Source organism: Streptomyces tauricus (genome assembly GCF_014650955.1).
Classification (GTDB): domain Bacteria; phylum Actinomycetota; class Actinomycetes; order Streptomycetales; family Streptomycetaceae; genus Streptomyces; species Streptomyces tauricus.
The window spans coordinates 215,646-236,163 of record NZ_BMVY01000004.1 but is presented as its reverse complement, the minus strand read 5'-3'; the positions used below and the strand labels follow the sequence as shown (position 1 = coordinate 236,163).

Here is a 20,518-nt window from a genome sequence, read left to right as displayed (position 1 = left end):
TTCGTCAGTACCACCGGCTTCCCAAAGTAACTAGCCTGAAGACCGTGAAAGGATCAGTTGCCGCCCCCGCCCCGCCCCGCCCTTCCCCCGCAGAGCGGCAACGGCCCCTCAAACGGCGGTTGGTCACCTCACTGCTCGTCTGGGTCGCGCTCAACCTTCCGGCGCTGCTGCTGTCCTCGGGGTTCCCGGAGGGCCTGAACCGGTGGTGGCAGATCCTGATCGGGGCGGTGGTCACCGGTGTCGCCGTATGGCTGCACCGGTCGCGGCCCCTGGTCTCGTTCGTCCTGTGTCTGGCCCTGTGGTGGACCCTGGGCACGCTGGACAAGGACCTGGGGTCGGCGGTCGTCTCTCCGTACCTGCCCGCCGTCTTCATCATGAGCTTCACGGTGGGACGGCTTCCCGTGGCCTCCCCGTCGGTTCTGCAGGCGCTGGGCGGCACGGTCGTCGTCGGTTCGGGGCTCGCGGTCGCGGTCCGGCTGTCCTTGCCGATGTGGTTCGTACTGCTGACCGTTCTCATCTTCGCGTGTCTGCTGCCCTGGCTGACCGGCCGCTACTGGCAGCAGCGGCACGAGCTGCAGCTCGCGGGCTGGGAGCGGGCCCGTCAGGTGGAGACGCAGCAGCGCATCCTGGTCGATCAGGCGCGGCTGCGGGAGCGTGCCCGCATCGCCGAGGACATGCACGACTCGCTGGGGCACGAACTCAGTCTGATCGCCCTGCGCGCCGGTGCGCTGCAGGTGGCTCCCGGCGTGAGCGAGAGCTTCCGTGCCGGGGCCGGTGAGCTGCGGGAGAGCACCGCGAGGGCGATGGAGCATCTGCGCGACATCATCGGCGTCCTGCGCGAGGACGGCACGGAGACACCGCTGGATCCCTCGCAGTCCGGCATCGGCGCGCTGATCGACCGTACGCGGGCGTCCGGTGTGCCGGTGACGCTGGAACACGTGGGCGAGGCGGAGGAACTGCCCCCCATGACGGACAAGGCGCTGTACCGCGTGGTGCAGGAGTCGCTGACCAACGCGATGAAGCATGCCCCCGGTGCGGCCGTGACCGTGTGTCTGCAGTACCGGCCCATCGACGTCATGGTGACGGTGCGCAACGGTCCGCCCTCCGAGCCGCCCGCGGACGACCGCCCGAGCGGGCGGCGCGGGCTGATCGGGCTGCAGGAGCGGGCTCGTCTGGCGGGCGGGCGGCTGTACGCCGCCGCGCTGCCGGACGGCGGCTTCGAGGTGACGGCCCGGCTGCCGCGGATCCCCGAGGCGCTCCAGGCCGGCGAGGATCCCGAGTGGCTGTCACCGTCGGCCGGGTCGGCGGACGGAGGTCTCGCCGACGCGACCATGCACGTGCGGCGGCGGTTCATCACCGCGGTCGCGCTGCCGCTCGGTCTGTTCGTCCTGCTCGTGGTGGGAATAATCGGCTACTACGCGTATCTGTCGGCGTCCACGACGCTGACCTCAGAGGACTACGACAGCCTTCGGGTCGGGCAGCGCAAGGCCGAGGTGAACCGTGTGCTTCCCGGAAGCGACATGAACGACCCGCCGTCCGAGGAACTGCCCGTCCCGGCCGGGGCGTCCTGCCACTACTACCGTTCCAGTGGGGCGCTCTTCATCCAGGTCGACGTCTACCGGCTCTGCTTCGCCGACGGGCTCCTGGTGGCCAAGGACGTCATCACCGCCGAGTCCCGGGCCCCTGTGGACCACGACGCCTGACCACCCCGACCACCCTGCCCCGCCGCTGAATTGGAGACGACCATCACTCCCATCACCCTTGTCCTGGCCGACGACGAAGCAATGATCCGCGCGGGGGTGAAGGCCATCCTGGCCACCGATCCCGAGATCGACGTCGTCGCCGAGGCGGCCAACGGACGCGAAGCGATCACTCTGACACTGGAGCACCGGCCGGACGTGGTGCTCATGGACATCCGTATGCCCGTCATGGACGGACTCGCCGCCACGGCCGAGATCAAACGGCAGGTGCCGCAGACCTCGGTACTGGTTCTCACGACGTTCTCCGAGGACGCGTACGTAGCCCGTGCGCTGGGCGACGGAGCCAGCGGCTTCATGCTCAAGTCCGGTGATCCGCGGGAGCTTCTGACCGGTGTGCACGCCGCGGCGGCCGGCGCCTCCTATCTGTCGGCGAAGGTCGCCGAACGGGTCATCTCCGAACTCAACCGCAGCTCGGGAGGACAGGCCGAGGCCCGCAGCGCCGCGGCGCAGAAGCGGGTGAGCGCCCTGACCGAGAGGGAGCAGGAGGTGCTCGCGCTGGTGGGCAGCGGTCTGTCCAACGCGGACATCGGCAGGAGGCTCCATGTGGTCGAGGGCACCGTCAAGAGCTATGTCAGCGCCATCTTCACCGCGTTGGGCGTACGCAACCGGGTACAGGCCGCGATCATCGCGTACGAGGCGGGGGTCGTGGCGGACCAGGACAAGTGACCTGACGTGACGTGGCGTCATGTCGCGGAGGTGACATGACGCCACGTCGCACGGGGCCCGGGCCGCGACCACGTCCGTCTCGGCACCCGGTCCGTGCGGGGTACGGCAACGCAAACCGGGGCGTCGCCTCACCGGGCGGGGGATCCCGGTGCGGCGACGCCCCGTGCGCCCGGTCCGATCCGGAGCGCGTCTGGGGGGTGGCGAAGGTCAGGCGTCGCGCTTGCGCAGGACGTAGAAGCCGAGGGCCAGGGTCCCAAGAGCCCACAGGACGAGGAGCAGGAGTCCCATTCCGGGTCCGTAGGGCGAGGTGTCCGCGTTCATGAAGACGGTGCCCGCCGAGTTGGGCATCCGCTCCGCCAGGGCCACCAGCGGGTCGATGTCGGAGGCCTGGAGGACCACCGGCAGGACCGTGAGTCCGACGAAGACGATGGTGAGCGTGCCGGCGGCGCTGCGCACGGCGACGGCCACGGCGACGGCGAGCACGGCGACGAGCGCGAGATAGACGCCGATCCGAAGGGCGCTGCCCAGGGCGTCACCGCCCGCCGTCTCCCCCTTGTCGCCCAGCGACAACGAGGAGACCCCGACTCCGATCAGGCCGTACACGATTCCGGCGAGGAAGCTCACCGCGGCGGCCACCGCGGTCTTGGCCGCGAGCAGCCGGCCGCGCTTGGGCACGGACTGCAGGGTCGTGCGGATGCTGCCGGAGGCGTACTCGGCGGTGATCATCAGCATCGCCAGGGCGATCAGCGCGAACTGGGCGACGTACACGGTGGCCACGGCGACGTCGCCGACCGGCACCGTGGTGCCCTTCGCCTTGTTGTTGGCCATGGTCGCGCCGATGATCGGGGTGGTGAGCAGCATCAGCCCCGCACCGCCCAGCAGGCACCACCAGGTGGACCTGACCGACCAGAGCTTGGTCCATTCCGCTGCCACGGCGCCGGGCAGTCCGCCGCCGGAGGCACGTACCGGCTGACCGGCGGTCGTCACGGGCATTGATGTCGTCATGACTGAAGTCCTTGTGTTCTGTCAACTGGGCGACGCGGTCGCGTGAGGTTTCGGGTTCCCCGGTCCGGGGGCGGGCGGTGGCGCGCCGAGCGGGGCGCCAAAGATCACGCGCCCGGGTGCGGGCGACCGGCGGCGGCGCCGAACTCGACGCTGTCCGCGGTCAGTTCCATGTAGGCCTGCTCAAGGGACGCCTCGACGCTGCGCACTTCGTGCAGCCGGATCCCCAGCTCGAAGGCGAGGTCCGAGACCCGGTCGACGGTGAGGCCCGTGATGTACAGCTCGTTGTGGCTCTCCCAGCGGACGGCCACCGACGATTCGTGCAGCCGGGCCACCAGCATCTTGAGCCCTTCCTGTTCCGCGCCGCGCACCCGCACCGCGTTGAGCGAGCTGCTGTCGATGAGCTCCTTGACGGACGTCTCGGTGATCAGCCGCCCCTTGCCGATGATCACCAGATGATCGGCGGTCAGCTGCATCTCGCTCATCAGGTGACTGGAGACGAAGACGGTACGTCCCTCGGCGGCGAGTCCGCGCATCAGGCCACGGATCCAGCGCACACCGTCGGGGTCGAGGCCGTTGACCGGCTCGTCGAACATGACGACACCGGGGTTGCCCAGCAGGGCACCGGCGATGCCCAGGCGCTGTCCCATACCGAGCGAGTACGAGCCGGCCCGGCGGTTGGCCACCGAGGTCAGGCCCACGGTTTCGAGGACCTCGTCGACCCGGCCGACGGGGATGCCGTTGGTACGGGCGAGGGCCCGCAGGTGTGCGCGGGCGCTGCGGCCGGGGTGCACGGCCTTGGCGTCCAGCAGTGCGCCGATCTCCCGCAACGGGTACGCCAGGTCGGCGTAGGCGCGGCCTCCCACGAGCGCCTGTCCGGACGTGGGGTGGTCCAGGCCCATGATCATCCGCATGGTGGTGGACTTGCCCGCGCCGTTGGGCCCCAGGAAACCGGTGACACGGCCCGCCGCGATGGTGAGCGAAAGGTTGTCCACGGCGGCCTGACCGCCATACTTCTTTGTCAGACCCTGCAGCGTGATCATGGATGAGTGCTCCCAGCCGTTCCAGCATTCTCTGTCTCACGCCGAAGCTAGGCTCCGCCCAGGGAGGGCCACATCGGTCCAAGGGAAGGCATCCGCCCTGACTTTGGTCAGGACTTCACCGAGACCTTGGGCAACTGCCCAGTGCGTTCATCGGCTACCGGGTGGTGCTCGGCACGCCCTGCCGCCCGTCACCGGTGCGGGGGCAACCGGTCGCGTCCACGAGGGCATCCGCCGTGCCCCGCCGCTTCCTGACGCGGTACCGGCGATGCGTCTAACGTCCGAGAGTGAGCCTTTGGACTTATCTGGAACCCGCCTCCGCGACCGTGGACCCGGGTGGCAGTACGACGGTGCGGCTGCGTCTGCGGAACACCGGTGACGTGGTGGACGAGTACCGCTTCGAGGCGGTCGGTCCGCTGGCGCCGTGGGCGAGGGTGGAGCCGCAGGTACTGCGGCTCTACCCGGGGACGACGGGTTCGGTGGACATCGCGTTCGCGCCGCCGCGTACGCCGGACGCGACGGCGGGCCCGAACCCGTACGCGGTGCGGATCACGCCGACCGAACACCCCGAGGCGACCACCGTCCCCGAGGGCAACCTGACCATCACCCCGTTCACGGAGGTGCGGGCGGAGTTGGTGCCGCCGACGGTGAAGGGGCGTTTCCGGGGGCGTCCGAAGCTGGCGGTGGACAACCTGGGCAATACCAAGCTCACGGCATCGGTGAGCGGCAGCGACAACGGTGACCAGTTGTCGTACGACATCCATCCGTCGAATGTGCAGATCGAGCCGGGGCGTGCGGCGTTCGTGAAGACGACGCTGAAGCCGCGGGACATCATCTGGTTCGGTTCGAAGGAGTCCCGCCCCTACACCCTCGCCCTCCAACGGTCCGGTGTGGATCCGCTGGACGTCGAAGGCACCTACGTCCAGCGGAGCTTCCTGCCGCGCTGGCTCGCCACCTTCCTCGGCATCTTCATGGCGCTGGCGATCACGTTCGTCCTGCTGTGGATCGCCTACAAGCCCCCAGTGCGCAGCTCCGCCACGGAGAAGCTCCAGGAAGCCGGCATCAGCACCCTGCCGCCCTCCGCCTCACCGACTCCCGAGGCACCCAAGGCCCCGTCCGCACCCGCCGTCACGACGCCTCCGGCCGCTACCGAGACGCAGGCCGCCGCCGGCGGAGCCGGGGCGGGGGGCGGCGGTTCCGAGGACAAGGAGACCAAGGCCCCGGAGCGGACGGCTGCGACCGCCGTCCAGAAACTCGCCGCGCAGGACCCGACCGGACGACACATCTGCTACCGCGTCTACGTGTCCGGCCGTGGCTGGACCGACGCCGTGTGCGACGGCGAGACGGCCGGCACCGTGGGCCAGGAGACACCGCTCAAGGCCGTCAACATCGCGGTGTCCGGAACCAAGGGCACGAGCAGCGCCGCCTTCGTCCACAACCCCGGGTCCACCAACGGCGAGGGGCACTTCCCCGACCCGTGGTCGGGCGCCGCCGACGGTATCGACAACTACGTCGGCAGCACCAAGAAGGACGCCCCCAACATGCTGGGGCTGACCATCAACGTCGGAGGCGGCAGCAGCAGCGTCTGCCAGACCGCTCACGTCCACAACGACGCCTGGCTCGGCCTGGAATGCGACGACCCCAAGTCCGGGTACGACTTCACCTACTCCGGCACCCATAACAACGACCTCTGGCTCGAAGCGATCAAGCTCACGGTGTGAGCCACGCGGAGGGGGCGTCGGCACCGGTTGCCGGCGCCCCCTCCGTCGGTTCCGTCAGCTCCGTCAGCCCCGTCAAGCAGCCAGGGCCGCGGGGGTGGGTACGGCTGCGGGCACGGGTGCAGGCGCGGACGCGGGCGCGGGCGCGGTGGTGAGCGGGTCCGCTTCGGACAGCAGGTCCATGAGGGTGGCTCGGGCGCGGGCCACCCGGGAACGGACCGTTCCCACGGGGCAGTCGGTGAGCGCGGCCGCCTCCGCGTAGGGCAGCCCCATCAACTGCGTCAGGACGAACGCCTCACGGCGCTCGGTCGGCAGCGCGGCCAGCAGATCGAGGAGCACGACCCCTTCGTCGAAGCCGGGCAGGCCGCGCGGCTGGGCCCGTTCGACCGCCAGCCGCCAGTCCGGTACGTCGGACAGGCGCGGCCGGGCGGCGGCATACCGGAGGCTGTCGACCACCGCACGGCGCGCTATGGCCAGCAGCCAGGTACGGGCCGAGCAGCGGCCCTCGAATCGGTGCAGGCTGCCGAGCGCCCGCAGGAACGTGTCCTGGGCCAGGTCGTCGGCGGCCTGGGGGTCGGCGGAGAGGTACGCGACATAGCGCACGACGTCACGGTGCAGGGCACGCACGAAACGCTCGACGGCGTCCGGGTCGCCACCCCGGGCGGCCAGCGCCCAGGCGGTTATCGACTCGTCGACGGAGGCCGCCGCCTCACCACCGCTGCCACTTCTGTCACTTGCGTCGCTTGCATGGCTTGCGTTGCTTGCATGGCTTGCGTTACTTGCGTCGCTTCTGTTGCTGCCGTCACGGGGGACGGGCGGGGCAGGAGTGATCACCAGGTGTCCTTCTCGGGTCATCCGTGATCCGGACCGACGGCGCGTTCGCACGTCGGTCCGGCAAGGGGGTACGGCCGTACGCGGAGGTACGGCCGACGCCCGAGGCGCACAGGGGCGCCTCGGGGATCCGGCTGTCTCAACTGGCAGCGGACCCCACGGGCGGACCCCGGGAAGTGATGGCGTGGACGAGAAGGAACCGCCGCGGCGAACGGTCGCAGGAACCGCGGCGGACGCGGATACGCGGGCGGTGCGGGGGCGTGGGCAGCGCGAGCAGCAGCCGCAGGGGCGCGGCCAGTCGTCCGGCGACCGCGCGCAGGATGCGGAAGGTGGCGCGTTCGCCGTACGCCAGCCACAGACCGCACAGCAGCGCGGCCAAGAGGTGGGCGGCGAGCATGCCGAGCGAGGAGGTTCCGTCCATGGCGTGCGCCGACTGACTCATGGCATCCGAGCCCATATGGCCCGCGCCCATGTGCTCGGCACCCATGTGTCCCGCACTCATGTGTTCCGCGGCGGTGTGGCCGGCTCCCATGTGCCCGGAGCCCATGTGTCCGGCACCCATGTGTCCGGATCCCATGGAGGACATGGACCCCATGTCCATGGCATCCATGGGCGCCGTGGCGTCCGTGGAAGACATGTGCGCCGCACCTGTCCCCCGGCCGGAGGCCACCGGCCCCGCCGCCGACGCCATCGACGCCGCGAGCGAGAACGACCAGTGGAGCAGTCCCTGGGTGACGACCACCACCGACACGATCAAGGGGAGTCCGCGCTCCCGGCCGGCCAGGCACCAGCCCGCGCCGCCCGTCGCAAGGGTCCCGGCGGCCATCGTCCACCAGGCCACCGGGGAACCGGACATCAGCACGTGACCGAGGGCGGCGAGCACCACACAGACGACCGCGAACACCGCGGCCCGTACCGTGCGAACACCCCACCCAGCAGTCATGACGGGCCTCATCCTCGCATTCGTCGCGCGTGCGTCGTGGTGAGGTACGGGAATTGCCCCCGTCCCACGCTCAACACGCGCCACGTGATCCAGAACACAGGGCAGGGCCGGAACTCCACGCGCGCCACGACCGACGTCCGCGCGCGCTCTCCCCCACGGCCGGGCTTGCCCACATTCGCGGGCCCCCCTTATCCGCGAGGCGCCACCCGTGCCGGCGTCCGAGTTGGCGTCCGTGTCGGCATCCGTATGTCCACCGCCGTCAGCGCCATCGCCAGGGGTCCGGGGGTCAGGAATGCCAGCGGCAGCAGCATCCACGCGCACATCACGGCCGCCGCGAGGGCGAGCAGGACGAGACCGCTGCCGCCCGCGTCCCTGACGGAGTCCCGGGCGGCGCCGGCCACCGCCGCCCGCCAGTCGGTGAGCGACTCGGGGCGCCCGCAGGCACGCAGGCCGACGACGGTCGCGTACCCGCCGATCGCCCCGGCGACGACCGCGAACAGCGGGGCGCCGGGCAGTCCGGCACGTGCCAGGGCCAGGTCCGCCCAGAGCAGCAGGACCCCGGCGAGGGCCAGCGCTCCGGCCGCGAGGTCGCCGGGGCGCAGCCGTCGTCGCAGGACCGCCGAGTACCGTCCGGCCGTGGCCGGCCGGTCCTCGCGGGCGCCGCGCAGGACCGCGCACGCCGTGGACAGCGCGGCCGGCAGGGTGACCACCGGCAGCGAAGCGAGCGCCGTGCACACCCCCACGCTCAGCACGTCCGCGAACAGCGTCATACGCGGCCCGAAGAGGACGGCTACCACCGCGACCAGAACGTGTTCGGCCCCGGCGTGACCATCGAGGACGACATGGCGGTCCTGGTGCGGTACGCGTCCGGGGCGTCCCTGACCTACCACCTCACGGCGTACGCCCCCCTGGGAGGGCTACCGCGTCGCGTTCAACGGCAGCGAGGGCCGGCTCGAACTGCTCGTCGAGGAGTCGACATGGCTGCGCCCCGAGGTACGGACCGACGGCGCGAGCCCGGTCATGCACGGCGCCGGCGTGGGCGACGAGGCCGGCCGCACGGAGGTGCTGCTCCGCCGCCGCTGGGAACGCCCACGCGAGGTGCAGGTCCCCACCGGCGAGGGCGGCCACGGCGGCGGGGACGTACGGATGCTCCAGGACCTGTTCGGCCCCCACCGCTCCACCCCGGACCCCCTGGGCCGCGCGGCGAACGCGACCGACGGAGCGAGGTCACTGGTGACGGGCCTCGCCGCGAATGAGTCGTTCGCGACGGGGCGGGTGGTTCGGGTACGGGATCTGCTGGATGTCTGAGATGGGGTCAGGAGGTCGGGCCGTCCGCGTTCCCTGATCTCCAGACCAACGTGACGGTGAGGTGCCCCTCCGACTCCGACCTGGCGATGACAGCACCCACCGAGGCGTTCAGCCGGACGCCCAGCTCCACCGTGATCTCGTCCGGCCGTTGGGCCATGGCCCGCAGCCGCCGAACGGCCGAGCCGGCGACCGCGGTGATGCGGTCGAGGCCGCTGTCGAGCGTCGCCGCGGCGTCGGCGATACCGTCCGCGCCCCGTGCGACAGGGATGATCGCCGGTTCGTCGTCACCCGTCTCCACGATCACTTCCACGCCGTCCTCAGTGGTGAATCGCGTCAGCTCCATGACGGCTCTCCCCCTTGGCACGCCCATTCCCCCATCGACCGTACCGATCGTCCATCCTGTGGGAAAAGGCCCCAGCAGGCGTATCCAAATGACAGATGTTGCCGCCTGATCTTTCGGTGTGTATCGACTTCGCCCAGTCACCGGTAAGCCTGACCTATATCGGCTCGGCGAGGACGATACCCTTGGCCGCCCAGACACCGTCCGCGGCGGTCTCGACCGACCGCGGACGGCGCTGGCTATTTGACGTGTCAGGCCGGCTCCGCCTGGCCGCCCCAGCGCAGAAAGTATCCGCCGTGCCCCGTACTCGTGACAGCCGAGGTTGCTGAAATGCCGGACCGCGACCGTGTGTTCCCCTCCAGGCTGCTCGATCTTTCTCCTCTGTCGTTCGCCGAGCTCGCCGAGAGTGACGACCCGGCACTTCGCCAGGCGCTGCGTACCGTACGCGAGTCGGCAAGTGATGCGTTCGGCCCCTTGTTGGGTGACAGCCAGAGCGAGGAGATGTCCGCGTATGCCCGCCGCCAGGTGTCCTCGGAGGTAAGTCCGCAGCCATGACCGGCGCGAGCCCGCTCAGGGTGTATGACGTGTCCACGTCCTTACTCCAGGCCATTGCGTCGGGAGCCCCGGGCGCGGCGGGGCTGGAACGCCTGGAATCCGCGGAGCGGAGCATGCGGATGTTGCTGCTGGGCGCGCTGCTCGAACGCGTGGAGCAGTTGCCGGCCGATGCTTTCGGGGCCCTGGCCCCGCCCTCGGCGGCATGGGCGATGGCGGTCGAGGCGCAGCGGCGGTCCCCGAGCGCGGTGGAGGCAACCGTCGCGGATCCGTTCGTCAGGACGTGGGCCACCCGCTTGCTGCGTCGACTGGAGGAGGAACTCGCTTCCGAGCCCGCCGACAAGGACACCCGGGACCCGAACGAACCGCCTCTGTGGGTGGAGATCGGACAGTTCCACTGCCTGGCCGCCGCGCTCACCGTCCGCGCCGGCAGCGGCCCTGCGACGCTCCGGCTGCCGACCACGAGAGGCCATGTCTGGCTGCCGTCGCTGGGCGTGGCGGGCCCGGTGGACGACGATCCCTGGGGCGTCGCCGAAGTGCGGGTGTCGGCCGACGGCATCGTGCTCCACGGCGTGGGGGCCACAGCCGAGATGACCTGGCGCGGCACCGGTCCGGTCCGGCGGTGGCAGCCCCTCCTCGACCTGCGGGCGGCGTCGACCACCACCGGCCCCCTGCGCCTGGACGCCGTCACCCCCTACCGCGACTTTGGTTCGGTACTCCTGCCCGCGTCTTCCGTGGTAGAGGCGTCCGACACCTGGCGGACGCGCCTGGCCGACGCCACGGACCTCCTGGAACGCTCGCACCCACAGGCACATCGGGCGTTCACCACCCTCGTCACCAGTGTCGTTCCCCTGCCGACCCCGTCCACCGACCCGATGGCCGTGGCCAGCGCTTCGAGCCAGGACGCTTTCGGGGCGGTGGCCCTGTCCCTCCCGCCCGACCGTACGCAGGCCGCCGCCGCACTCGCTCACGAGTCACGGCATCAGCAACTGAACGCTCTGCTCGCCCTGGTGCCTCTGGTCTCGGACCCGGACCCGGCCGTGGCTGCGGCCACGGCCTCGGACCCGGACAACGACGGGCAGGCAGGCGAACCGGTATTTTTCGCCCCTTGGCGCAGTGACCCGCGACCTGCCCTCGGGCTGCTCCACGGCACCTTCGCCTTCGCCGGTGTGGCCGACTTCTGGCGTACCCACCGCTGGGAGGCCGCCGGCGAACAAGAGTCGGCACTCGCCCACTTCGAGTTCGCCGTGCTCAGGGAACAGGTCGGGGAGGGGGCTCATACGCTCGCCTCCGCCGGGCGGCTGACCCCGCCGGGCGAGACCTTCGTCGCGGCACTTACCGATGTGGTGGACAGCTGGCAGGACGAAGAGGTGCCCGATCTGCCGGCCCGCCTGGCGCGACGCGTCTGCGCCGGACGTCGGGCGATGTGGCGGCTGCGGCACCTTGCCCCGGACGACGTGACCGGTCGGCTGCTGGCCGACGCCTGGCGCTCCGGCAAGGTCCCCGCGGTCCAGGTCCGTCTACTGCCGCGCCCCCGGCCGGAGTTGGTGCGGCCGGACTCACGCGGAGCGCTCTCCCGGCTCTTCCTCAGCCGCCCCGAGGTGTTCGCCGAGGACCGCAGGTCCGCCCGTGGCGAGACCGCCGCGTTCATGGACGTGATCGCCGGTGAATCCGCTGAGGCCGAGCGGTGGTTCCGCGACCGGATCGCCCGACGCCCCGAGGACTCCGAGGCGTGGGTCGGCTGGGCTGCCACATGGGAGGAGTCCGAGCGGCCCCCGGCAGCCCGTCTGCTGCTGGAGCGGCCCGAACTGGTGGCGGGCCTCCGTCGGGCCCTGCCTGAATCCGGCACCGACGGACCTGATCCGCTGGCCCTGGCCGGATGGCTCGCGGAGAGCGGAACCCTGCTCGGTGCAGGCTCGTCCGGCGGACCGGACCGCGGCTGACCACACTGCGGCTGATCACACTGCGGCTGATCACACCTCAGCTGACCGGACCGCGGCTCGCAGGCGGTAGCCGGTGGGGTGCGAGCCACCGGGGTTCGGCAGGCACACCCCTACACCCTTTGCGCGGCGTCCCCACCCTCGCGCGTCGCCCGCTACAGGGCGACGAGGTCGATGTCGATGTTGGCCCGGATGCCGCGCTTCGCGTCGCGGGTCGCCGGGTGGTCCGCGCCCAGTTGCTTGCGGTACTTCTCCAGCGTCTTGTCGTGCAGTTCACGGCCGGCCGAGATGTCGCCCGTGGCCTTGAGGTCCGCGGAATGGTTCAACTGTACGGCGAGGGACGCCGGATGGTCGGGTCCGTAGACGCGGGACGCCTCCGGTACCGCCTCCCGGTCGATCTGTTCGGCCTTCGTGGAGTTGCCCAGGGCGAACAGGTCACTGGCCAGGTTCATACGGGCCAGCAGCGTACGCGGATGATCGGGGCTCAGCGCGGCGCTGAGGCCGTCCAGCGCCTTCTGGTCCAGTTCCAGCGCCTGTTCCACCTCTCCCAGCAGCCGCAGCGTGACCGCGAGGTTGAGAAACGTCGCATAGGTGTGCGGATGCTGTTCTCCGAACTTCCTGATGTGCCGATCCATCACGTCGGTGCCCAGGGCCCGGGCCGCCTGCAGCTGCCCGACCTGACGAAGATCGGTGGCATGGACCAGGTTGACCCGCAGCGCGTCACGGTTGTCGGGGGACAGACGGCGCTCGGCGATCTCCCTCAGCTGTGAGGTCAACTGGTACGCGCCCTCGTGATCCCCCGCCTTGCGGCGGGTCGCCGAGAGCTCCGCGCTGATCATCACGGTCAGCGGGTGCTCGTCCCCCAACGAGTCCCGGGCCCGGGCCGCCAGGTGTTCGTGGCCTTCCAGGCAGTCCGCGTAGCGCCCGAGCTCCTGCAGGTCGAGGTAGTACGCGCTGAGCGTGCCGAGCGAGTAGACGTGGTCCTCCCCGATGACCTCCACCCTGCGCCGCCAGGTCTCCTCGTCCAGTTGCAGCGCGGCCTGGACGTCGCCCGCCAGCCGCAGGCTCACCGCGTAGTTGTGGGCCGCCTGGAGGGTGTTGGGTTCATCGGGCCCGAAGACCCGCAGGGACGTGCTGTAGGTCCTCTCGTCGAGCTCGCGGGCACCGTAGAAGTCACCCCGCAGCCGCAGATGGATTCCCAGCAGGCTCAAGGCCAGCTGGGTGTCCTCGTGGTGCTCGCCGTGGACCCGGGTGAAGCGGTCCACCAGGTCCTTCTGCAGGTCGTAGGAATCGGTGTACCGGCCCCGGCAGCGCAGGGCCTCCGCGCGGACCTGGTCGGCGGCGAGCACGTCGGCGTGCTCCTGCCCCAGCCTGTCGGTCCAGCACGACCTGGCCCTCTCGGAGAAGCTCTGGGCTCCGCTGAAATCCCCCCGGGCGACCAGGAAACGCAGTTCGTTGAGGACCAGCCGCCGGGTCCACGGGTCGCCGCATTCGACCGCGTTCGACACCTGCACATGGGGCAGCAGGTCGGAGTACCTGGACCAGTGCGGAATGCGCTGCGGGTTCCTGGGATCCGCGTGCACGAGGAGTTGGTGGGCGGCGTGACGCATGTTCTTCTGTTCGTCGGGGCTCATCTGGTCGACCAGGACGCGCTGGACGAGCCGGTGCAGCTGGATCGTGCTCTGCCGGTGGTCTATTCGGGCCAGGGCGTACCGGCCGATCTCCCGTACCGCCCTCGCCAGCTTCACCGGGTCCTCCAGCGTGGCCTGGAGGTCCTCGGGGACGGACACACCGCGAACGGCCGAGAACAGATCCCAGGAAATGGGTTCGGGGGCGAAGAACGCGCATACCTGGAGCAGGTTGAGTGCATCCAGGTGGTCTTCCTGGAGTCGCTCCAGCGAGACGTTCCAGGCCGCGGCGACCGGCATCTCGTAGTCGGGGGGCGGATCCGACTGGAGGAGCTCGGTCCATTTCCGCTCGAAGAGTTCGAGGTACTGGTGAGCCGGCATTCCGGTCTCGGCGAGCCAGACCGCCGCCTGTTCGACCGCGAGGGGCAGGTCCCCCAGCGCGGTGGCCAGCTGGTCGGCCGGAAGGTCCGGGATGTCGGGGCTGCGCCGCCTGAGGAGGGCGATGCTCTCCTCCCGGGCGAACACGTTGACCTCCAGGGAACTGGCGAGGCTGGACCACTGGGCGTTGCGGGAGGTGACCAGGATGCGGCCGGGCCCGTCCGTCGGGAAGTACCGGCGGATCTCGCGTGGATTCTCCGCGTTGTCGAAGACCAGGATCCAGTTCCGGTAGGGAACACCGGTGCGCAGCGCTTCGAGTACGGTACGGACCGCGCTGACGTCGGAGCCCGCTTTGAGGCCCATGCGGTCGCCCAGCTCGATCAGCGACTGGATGACCTGGTTGTGCTGTTCGGCGGGGATCCACCACACGAGCGAGTAGTCGCGGCTGTGGCGGTACAGGTACTCGACGGCTATCTGGGACTTGCCCACTCCCCCCATGCCGTGCAGTGCTTCGGGCAGCACCGCGGCGATGCCGGTCCTCAGCCGCTCCGCGAGCAGCTCCAACAGGTCCTCCCTGCCTGTGAAGTTGCGGTTGCGCTGGGGCACGTTGCCCCACAGCCGGGAGGCGTCCTGCGGTGGGCGCCTACCGGTGGAGGGAGACTGGCCGAGGGTCACGTTGCCTCCTGTTGAGGGGGTCCCGGGTGCTTCGGGCGACCGGAGTGCCGGTTGCCGCGAGGGGGCGGGCCGGTCCCGCACCGCGGGGGTCTCCTCGGCCTGCCGCGGCGTGGCCTGCGGCTCGGCGTCGGAGGCCGACAGCTGCGGGCCCTGTGGTTCGGGTGCCGACCGGCTCAGTAGGCTCCCCACCTCGTCGGCCCGGGCCAGGAAAGGGCCGGACAGCGCGGTGAGAGCGGAGTGCAGCGACGGCAGGAACCGGCGCGTCTGCTGGGTCAGCGGTGGCGTGCCGGCATGGGTGTCCGACGCGACCAGGGCCGCTCCGCCGTCCCACCGGGCGTCGAGGCCGGGACCCACGTGCTGTTCGACCTGCTGCAGGACCGCCAGGGTTTCGGCGCGGCTCCCCAGTGCCAGGAGTTCCTCCCTGGTGCCGGGGACGAAGTCGAAGCAGACCTGGTACGGGTCCTCCGCGTCCGTGGCGGAGTCGATCCGGTGGATCAGGCCGGCGAGCATGATCTCGGACAGGTTCCACGGCTGTGCCGAGGAGACGGTCCGCTGGACCATGCGCATGACGGGCAGGTTCAGCGGGGCCGCGGCCAGCCTGCGGGCCAGGGTGAACGCTGTGGGGGACGCGGCGGAGCGGAATCGGGCCACGCTCTCCTGGGCCGAGTCCTCGGCCGCGGCAGGCGTGGCCGGTGCGTCGTCCTGGGGAGGCAGGGCCAGCAGATCCCCGTCGGCCGTGGTCAGCAGTACCGCGAGATCGTGTCTGCGGTCGCCGCCCGTGGCGGCCACGAGGTCGGCCCACCGGGCGAGGGGACCGGCCCTCAGCTCCACCACGGGCACCGGCACCACCGATCCGTTCGCACCGGTCGGCGGCACGTAGGACTCCGCCGGGCCGCGGTCCAGGCCGTGGGGCGGCAGCAGTGTCTCCACCCGGTAGGCGACGTTGGGCGCTCCTCTGGCGGCCACCCGCAGGCCGGCCCGGGTGGTGCTGGGCAGGGTCAGTTCCCACAGGTGCTGGGGCAGCAGATGGATCACCGCCGTGGGCCCGATCCGGGACCACTCGTGGAGTTGGGCGGCCGCCTGCCCGGTGCGCCAGGCGGGGCTCGCGGCGTCGGTGAGGACGAGCAGCAGGCGGTTCGGGCCGGTCGACGGCAACGAGGCGGCGGTGCCCACTGCCCGGGACGCCGTCCGAACGATCCGGAAGGCCGCCGTGTGCTCCAGCATCTTCCGGATCCGCAGCGCCGAGTCCTGCCACAGGGCCATGGTGGGTCCCTCGTCGACCACCAGCAGCAGTTCCAGGAGCGGTTCGGGCTCCGAGCGCGTCTGCGGCAGCCACAGCCCGTCGGTGGCGGCGCGTTCCGCGGTCGCCTCCTCGTCCAGGTTCACTGTGTAGGGCGATGAGACCGACAACTGGAGTGGCCGCAGGGCTCGTTCCAGGCCGAGCGCGTTCGTCAGACCGAGAGAGACGTCGGCGCGAGGCCTCCCCCCATCGGCCGCACGGGTTCCCCGTGCGGCCGAGAGTGCCGCCAGGGACACCTCCACCCGCCGCTGTGCGGCACTCGCCGGTCCCTGCCCCGCAGCCGTCTCCTCGTCCGGTGCGGCGGGCGGCTCCGGCAGCGGAGGCAGGTCCCGTTCCGGCGGCGGAACCTGGTCCGCTGTCCTGGCCCGGCCGGAATCCGCGTCCGCGGCGTCCTCGCGGCAGGCGGCCAGATAGAGCGCGTCCGCGACCTCCCACCAGTAGGGCCTGTCGGTCATGGCGTACCCGCTTCGGGGAGTTCACCGTCCAGCCGGTGCCAGAGCGCGTCGACCACCCCGTCGAGCGAACAGCCGTCCAGGGCGTGCAGGCTGAGGTACGCGGAGTTCAGCAGTTGGTCCGCGGCCAGCCCACCGCGCTCACGGCTGCGCCGGACGAACTGCTCCAGCAGGCCGAGGGAGTCGACGCCCCGTGTCTCCTCGTCCACGAAGTGCGCGGCCACCATGTCGGCGAGACGTTCGTGGTCGGGTTCGGGCATATGGAGCCGCAGGCACCGCCGGAGGAAGGCAGGAGGAAACTCCCTCTCGCCGTTGCTCGTCACGACGACGACGGGGAACGCCCGGCATCTGACGAGTCCCTCCTCGATCGTGACACTGCCGTCGGGATCGTCCGTCAGTACCACGGTGCGTGGATGTCGCCGGCGCAGCCGCACCAGTTCGGGAATGGCGTACCTGCCCTCCTCGAAGACGCTGAGGAGGTCGTTGGCCAGATCGAGGTCGCTCTTGTCGATCTCGTCGATCAGCAGCACTCTGGGTGCGGCGTAGGGCAGCAGTGCGGTACCCAGCGGACCCAGTTGGAGGTAGTCCCCGACCTCGGCGCCACCTGCCCCGTCCGCCTTCGCCGCCGGCTCCCCCGCCGGGGCTCCGGACACGGCCCGCGCGGCTGCGGCGTCCTGTACTCGGCCGATCGCGTCGTATTCGTACAGGCCCGAGCGGAGCGTGCTGCGGCTTGTGATGTGCCAGCGCAACACCCGGCCGAGTCCCAGTTCACGGCTGATGCGGTAGGCCAGGGCCGACTTGCCCGTGCCCGGCCGCCCCGTCACCAGGAGCGGACGTCGCAGATAGAGCGCGGCGTTCACCATGTCGGCCTCGTGCCGCAGTTGCTCCGACATCGCACCCACGGGGTGGACCCGCCCCAGTCGGCGGAGCACCTCTTCCTCGTCCTCCGGCGGAGCGGGTGTCTCCGGTCCGCCCGTGAACATCCGCCACTGGGGCGGTGGTGGCAGCCGCCGTAACAGCGTCCCCTCCCGCAGCGGCTCCCCCGTGCCCTGGTAGATCCACCACGCGGGCGGGCCGGCGCCGGCAGCCGGGCGTGCATCCGCACGAGCGGCCTGTGCTTCGGGTCCGGGTGGATCGATGCTCGTGCGCGAAGGGGGAAGCGTCCCTCCGTTTCCGGTCGCGGTCTCGCTCTCCGGTCGCATTACGACTCCCCTCGGTCAGCCTCGGGAGTGGCCGTGCCCCTCGGATCCTCCGGGAGCCGGTAGGGGTCGTCCCAGAGCAGCGCCAGATGGCGACCGATCAGTGACGAGGCACTCTCAGAGTCGTCGTCCCGGGCCAGGATGCGCAACTCCCTGACGGCGTCCGGCAGATCCGTGGCACCTCTTCGCGCCAGCAGGTCGGCGAGATCTCGACGGAAGACGGGATCGTGTCCTTCCCTGCGGTCCCAGACCACCACAGGCACCCCGACGCGCAGACACTCTCCGAGCTCGTCGAACTCCTTCTCCTGCTCCCCACGGCGACGGGGCGGAGAACTGAGCACGACGAGGGCGGGCAGCGGATCCATCAGCAACCGCGCTCGTCCGTCCTCCGGAAACCAGTGTGCACGCCCCTCCTCTCCCCGGGCGAGGTGATCCCATCGTTTCGCCCATCGTCCGTGGGTGTCCGGGCGCTCCATCCGGTCCAGACTGCGCAGCAGGACGGGGTGGTCCTCGCCGAGCACGCCGTTCGCGCCGAGCAGAGGACGCTTGGTCCAGCTCTCGACCGGTAGCTCCAGCAGCTCCCGGGGCAGGAAGAACTCCAGCGTGAGGTCGTCCTTGTAGAAGTACGCCCAGCCCGCCTCGGCCTCCTCCACCAGGGCCGTGACCCGCTCGGACAGCCGTCTCAGGTCGATGCGCCGGTCCTCACCGCGGACCGGACGGGCGGGGAACGGGCCCAGCTGCCACCAGTGCGACAACAGGCGTTCCTTGTCGTGGTCCGGGTCGGGCAGCGGTTTCACCCGCACCAGCAGACCTGCTCCCGGCCGCCAGACGTACGGGGCGTCCGCGCCGTTGGGCCGGGCCTGTACGGGCGGCGCGGGAGGGGCGGGAGGGGCGGGAGGGGCGGCGCCCACCGGGGCCGGGGAAGGCGTGCCGTGCGCGGAAGGCTCACTCCGCTGCCCAGTGGGCGGCACGCCGGTGAGGGCCGCCGTGCCGTGCGCGGCGGCCCAGGAAGCAAGCCCGGCCGCCTGCGGGCCCTTGACATGACGGGCCAGCCGGGCGACGAGTTGTACACAGGGCAGCGGTTCACCCGGGCGGGCGTTGAACGTCGCGGCGTGCAGCACCGCCAGCCACGGCTCGGCACAGTGTGCGGGCGGCGGCGGTTCGCCGCGGTAGGCCATGACCTCCTGGTAGATCCAGGGAAGTTCAGGGACCTGCAGTCCGCTCAGGAGATTCATCAGCTCCGCCCATTCCGCGGACGGGAAGAGCGGCACCTCCGTCACCGCGATCGCGGTGCGCACACGCTGGGCCGAAAAGGTGTCGCCCTCCACGAGATCGACGGCGCTGCCGAGGGCCTGCCATCCGTTCCGGTGCTCCGACACGGCGGACAGCAGGGTCATGAGGTACGTACGGCGGCGCGGGCTCTCCGGAAGGTTCATCCGGACGCCCAGCAACTGCTCCACCACGCCGACGCAGGTCCGTACGGTGCTCATCTCGTCGAACGCCGACAGGCCCTCCAGCGCGTCGAGCAGGATCTTCGACGGGGCCCATGAACCCGCGCCATCCACTTTCCGTGGAAGTGTGGAGCTCATGCACCGTCACCCACGGCCCACACGCGGTCGAGCAGGTGCAACGCGGCCTCGACCGACACCGACTCGGGGGCCAGCAGGACGACCGCTTCCCGCAACGCCGCACGCCCGTCACGGTGTTGGGTACAGGCACGCACGATCTCGGCCACCTGCGTATGGGCCCGGGACTGCGACTTGACGTTGTGCCGGATAGCCGGGGGCAGCAGGCTCCGCAGGGCGGCCCCGTGGTCCTCGTCGATCTGAGGGATCGCCAGCAGTGCCTTCGCCAGCGCGAACTGCTCCGATACCGACGGCACGGACGGCGGCAGCGGAGGCGGTGACGGTGCCACCAGCCCCACGGCTCGGGGCCACGCCCTCGCCCCGTCGGGAGAAGCCCCGGTCCCCTCGTCCCTCCAGCCCTCGGTCCGACTGCCCTCGACCGCTTCCCGGACTCCCGGCTCGACGTCCAAGTGCGCGCACAGGGCGGTCCACTGGTCCGCCGCCACGTCCAGGGGCAGCATCCATGCGACCCGGGCCCCGCCACGACTGAACGCGGCAGTAACCAGGCCCACCATGCGCTCCGACCGCGGGTCCCACACTCCCGCGCCGCTGAAGCCCTGCTCGACACCGACTCCTGAATCCGCGACGACGTCCAGTTGCCTCCACACGGGACACGGCCCGCCCGCTCCGACCAGCCGGGCCGACACCCAGATCCCGTGGGGCGCCTGCTTCGGATACCCGAACACCCTGAGTGTTCGGCCGTCGGAAGGCGGGCAGCGGCCGGGCACAGCGGTCCGCGTGCCGTGCGGGAGGGGACGACTCAGGGTCAGTACGGCGAGATCCGTGCGGCTGGCCGGATCCGTGCGGTCCTCGCCGGCGAAAGGGCCGGCGAGGGGTCCGGCGAACCAGCCGCCATCGGTGACCTCGGCCGTCCCGGACACACCGGGCCGCCCGGACTCGGCCGGCCGCTCCACCAGGACGTGTCCGCGCGGCGGGTCCGCCGGCGAGGCCGCCGCATTCGAGCGGCCGCCCATGAGCGCGATCGCCACGACATGCGCACACGTCACAGCGGTTGTTCCGGTCAGCAGCAGCCCGCCCCCATGGACGACACCGTCCGGCGAACGGACCCTTAATCGCCCCGCAGTCGCCGCGTCCAGCTCGCCCACAGCGCCCCCTCCTCCGGACCTCAACGATCACTGATGCTCCGAACACCGAGTTCCT

At 71.0% G+C, this 20,518-nt stretch carries 16 protein-coding genes; 6 read left to right on the top strand and 10 right to left on the bottom strand.

Going from position 1 to position 20,518, the window contains the following annotated elements; genetic code table 11:
• Positions 1-44: 44 nt before the first annotated feature.
• A complete protein-coding gene (locus tag IE278_RS09965) occupies positions 45-1,703 on the top strand; it encodes a sensor histidine kinase (RefSeq protein ID WP_189770850.1) in 1,659 nt (552 codons plus the stop codon).
• Between the two features lie 81 nt (positions 1,704-1,784).
• Entirely contained in the window at positions 1,785-2,426 is a 642-nt protein-coding gene (locus IE278_RS09960; RefSeq protein WP_189771008.1) for a response regulator, read from the top strand.
• A gap of 207 nt (positions 2,427-2,633) precedes the next feature.
• Here IE278_RS09960 and IE278_RS09955 read toward each other — a convergent pair whose 3' ends face one another.
• Both IE278_RS09955 and IE278_RS09950 read right to left on the bottom strand, forming a co-directional pair.
• Positions 2,634-3,431 carry an ABC transporter permease gene (locus tag IE278_RS09955; protein WP_189770849.1) on the bottom strand — a complete coding sequence of 266 codons (798 nt, stop codon included), beginning with the start codon at positions 3,429-3,431 and terminating at the stop codon, positions 2,634-2,636.
• Between the two features lie 104 nt (positions 3,432-3,535).
• Complete coding sequence (locus IE278_RS09950; RefSeq protein WP_189770846.1) at positions 3,536-4,471, bottom strand: ABC transporter ATP-binding protein; 936 nt, start codon at positions 4,469-4,471, stop codon at positions 3,536-3,538.
• A 284-nt stretch (positions 4,472-4,755) separates the two neighbouring features.
• Between IE278_RS09950 and IE278_RS09945 the strand changes: the two genes are divergently transcribed.
• The gene (locus tag IE278_RS09945; RefSeq protein WP_189770844.1) at positions 4,756-6,189 is read left to right on the top strand and encodes a COG1470 family protein; all 1,434 of its coding nucleotides are present in this window, start codon (positions 4,756-4,758) and stop codon (positions 6,187-6,189) included.
• 72 nt (positions 6,190-6,261) lie between these two features.
• On the opposite strand, the gene IE278_RS09940 is transcribed toward IE278_RS09945, so the two are convergent.
• The 3 genes from IE278_RS09940 to IE278_RS09930 form a co-directional block, all read right to left on the bottom strand.
• Positions 6,262-7,020 carry a sigma-70 family RNA polymerase sigma factor gene (locus tag IE278_RS09940; RefSeq protein WP_373311963.1) on the bottom strand — a complete coding sequence of 253 codons (759 nt, stop codon included), beginning with the start codon at positions 7,018-7,020 and terminating at the stop codon, positions 6,262-6,264.
• A 136-nt stretch (positions 7,021-7,156) separates the two neighbouring features.
• On the bottom strand, positions 7,157-7,960 hold the full coding sequence (locus tag IE278_RS09935; protein ID WP_189770840.1) for a hypothetical protein: 804 nt from the start codon (positions 7,958-7,960) through the stop codon (positions 7,157-7,159).
• A 188-nt stretch (positions 7,961-8,148) separates the two neighbouring features.
• Complete coding sequence (locus tag IE278_RS09930) at positions 8,149-8,730, bottom strand: hypothetical protein (RefSeq protein WP_189771007.1); 582 nt, start codon at positions 8,728-8,730, stop codon at positions 8,149-8,151.
• A 250-nt stretch (positions 8,731-8,980) separates the two neighbouring features.
• On the opposite strand from IE278_RS09930, the gene IE278_RS09925 reads away from it, so the two are divergent.
• Positions 8,981-9,268 (top strand): hypothetical protein, encoded by a 288-nt coding sequence (locus IE278_RS09925; protein ID WP_373311962.1) that lies wholly within the window; start codon positions 8,981-8,983, stop codon positions 9,266-9,268.
• Between the two features lie 7 nt (positions 9,269-9,275).
• Here the strand turns inward: IE278_RS09925 and IE278_RS09920 are convergent, their stop codons facing one another.
• On the bottom strand, positions 9,276-9,611 hold the full coding sequence (locus IE278_RS09920) for a CU044_2847 family protein (protein WP_189770838.1): 336 nt from the start codon (positions 9,609-9,611) through the stop codon (positions 9,276-9,278).
• Positions 9,612-9,938: 327 nt separating this feature from the next.
• On the opposite strand from IE278_RS09920, the gene IE278_RS09915 reads away from it, so the two are divergent.
• Both IE278_RS09915 and IE278_RS09910 read left to right on the top strand, forming a co-directional pair.
• A complete protein-coding gene (locus IE278_RS09915; protein ID WP_189770836.1) occupies positions 9,939-10,163 on the top strand; it encodes an FxSxx-COOH-like cyclophane-containing RiPP peptide in 225 nt (74 codons plus the stop codon).
• 29 nt (positions 10,164-10,192) lie between these two features.
• Positions 10,193-12,103, top strand: coding sequence for an HEXXH motif domain-containing protein (locus IE278_RS09910; RefSeq protein WP_189770834.1), 1,911 nt, complete (start codon positions 10,193-10,195; stop codon positions 12,101-12,103).
• A 152-nt stretch (positions 12,104-12,255) separates the two neighbouring features.
• On the opposite strand, the gene fxsT is transcribed toward IE278_RS09910, so the two are convergent.
• From fxsT to IE278_RS09890, 4 genes are read right to left on the bottom strand one after another with little or no spacing between them, the layout of a single operon-like run.
• Positions 12,256-16,536: an FxSxx-COOH system tetratricopeptide repeat protein gene (gene fxsT / locus IE278_RS09905; protein WP_189770832.1), complete on the bottom strand. Its 4,281-nt coding sequence runs from the start codon at positions 16,534-16,536 to the stop codon at positions 12,256-12,258.
• Entirely contained in the window at positions 16,533-17,735 is a 1,203-nt protein-coding gene (locus IE278_RS09900) for an AAA family ATPase (protein WP_189770830.1), read from the bottom strand. The genes fxsT and IE278_RS09900 overlap by 4 nt, the downstream gene beginning before the upstream one ends.
• A complete protein-coding gene (locus IE278_RS42910) occupies positions 17,735-19,321 on the bottom strand; it encodes a VMAP-C domain-containing protein (RefSeq protein ID WP_189770828.1) in 1,587 nt (528 codons plus the stop codon). Before IE278_RS42910 ends, IE278_RS09900 begins: the two co-directional genes overlap by 1 nt.
• A complete protein-coding gene (locus IE278_RS09890) occupies positions 19,318-20,463 on the bottom strand; it encodes an effector-associated domain 2-containing protein (RefSeq protein ID WP_189770826.1) in 1,146 nt (381 codons plus the stop codon). The genes IE278_RS42910 and IE278_RS09890 overlap by 4 nt, the downstream gene beginning before the upstream one ends.
• Positions 20,464-20,518 lie beyond the last annotated feature (55 nt).

What these genes read in the sequence shown, in the direction of transcription:
- IE278_RS09955 (WP_189770849.1), bottom strand. Translation starts at nt 3,431, where the DNA reads ATGACGACATCAATGCCCGTGACGACCGCCGGTCAGCCGGTACGTGCC.
- IE278_RS09920 (WP_189770838.1), bottom strand. Translation starts at nt 9,611, where the DNA reads ATGGAGCTGACGCGATTCACCACTGAGGACGGCGTGGAAGTGATCGTG.
- IE278_RS09915 (WP_189770836.1), top strand. Translation starts at nt 9,939, where the DNA reads ATGCCGGACCGCGACCGTGTGTTCCCCTCCAGGCTGCTCGATCTTTCT.
- IE278_RS09935 (WP_189770840.1), bottom strand. Translation starts at nt 7,960, where the DNA reads ATGACTGCTGGGTGGGGTGTTCGCACGGTACGGGCCGCGGTGTTCGCG.
- IE278_RS09900 (WP_189770830.1), bottom strand. Translation starts at nt 17,735, where the DNA reads ATGCGACCGGAGAGCGAGACCGCGACCGGAAACGGAGGGACGCTTCCC.
- IE278_RS09930 (WP_189771007.1), bottom strand. Translation starts at nt 8,730, where the DNA reads ATGACGCTGTTCGCGGACGTGCTGAGCGTGGGGGTGTGCACGGCGCTC.
- IE278_RS09925 (WP_373311962.1), top strand. Translation starts at nt 8,981, where the DNA reads ATGCACGGCGCCGGCGTGGGCGACGAGGCCGGCCGCACGGAGGTGCTG.
- IE278_RS09950 (WP_189770846.1), bottom strand. Translation starts at nt 4,471, where the DNA reads ATGATCACGCTGCAGGGTCTGACAAAGAAGTATGGCGGTCAGGCCGCC.
- IE278_RS09960 (WP_189771008.1), top strand. Translation starts at nt 1,785, where the DNA reads ATGATCCGCGCGGGGGTGAAGGCCATCCTGGCCACCGATCCCGAGATC.
- IE278_RS42910 (WP_189770828.1), bottom strand. Translation starts at nt 19,321, where the DNA reads ATGAGCTCCACACTTCCACGGAAAGTGGATGGCGCGGGTTCATGGGCC.
- fxsT (WP_189770832.1), bottom strand. Translation starts at nt 16,536, where the DNA reads ATGACCGACAGGCCCTACTGGTGGGAGGTCGCGGACGCGCTCTATCTG.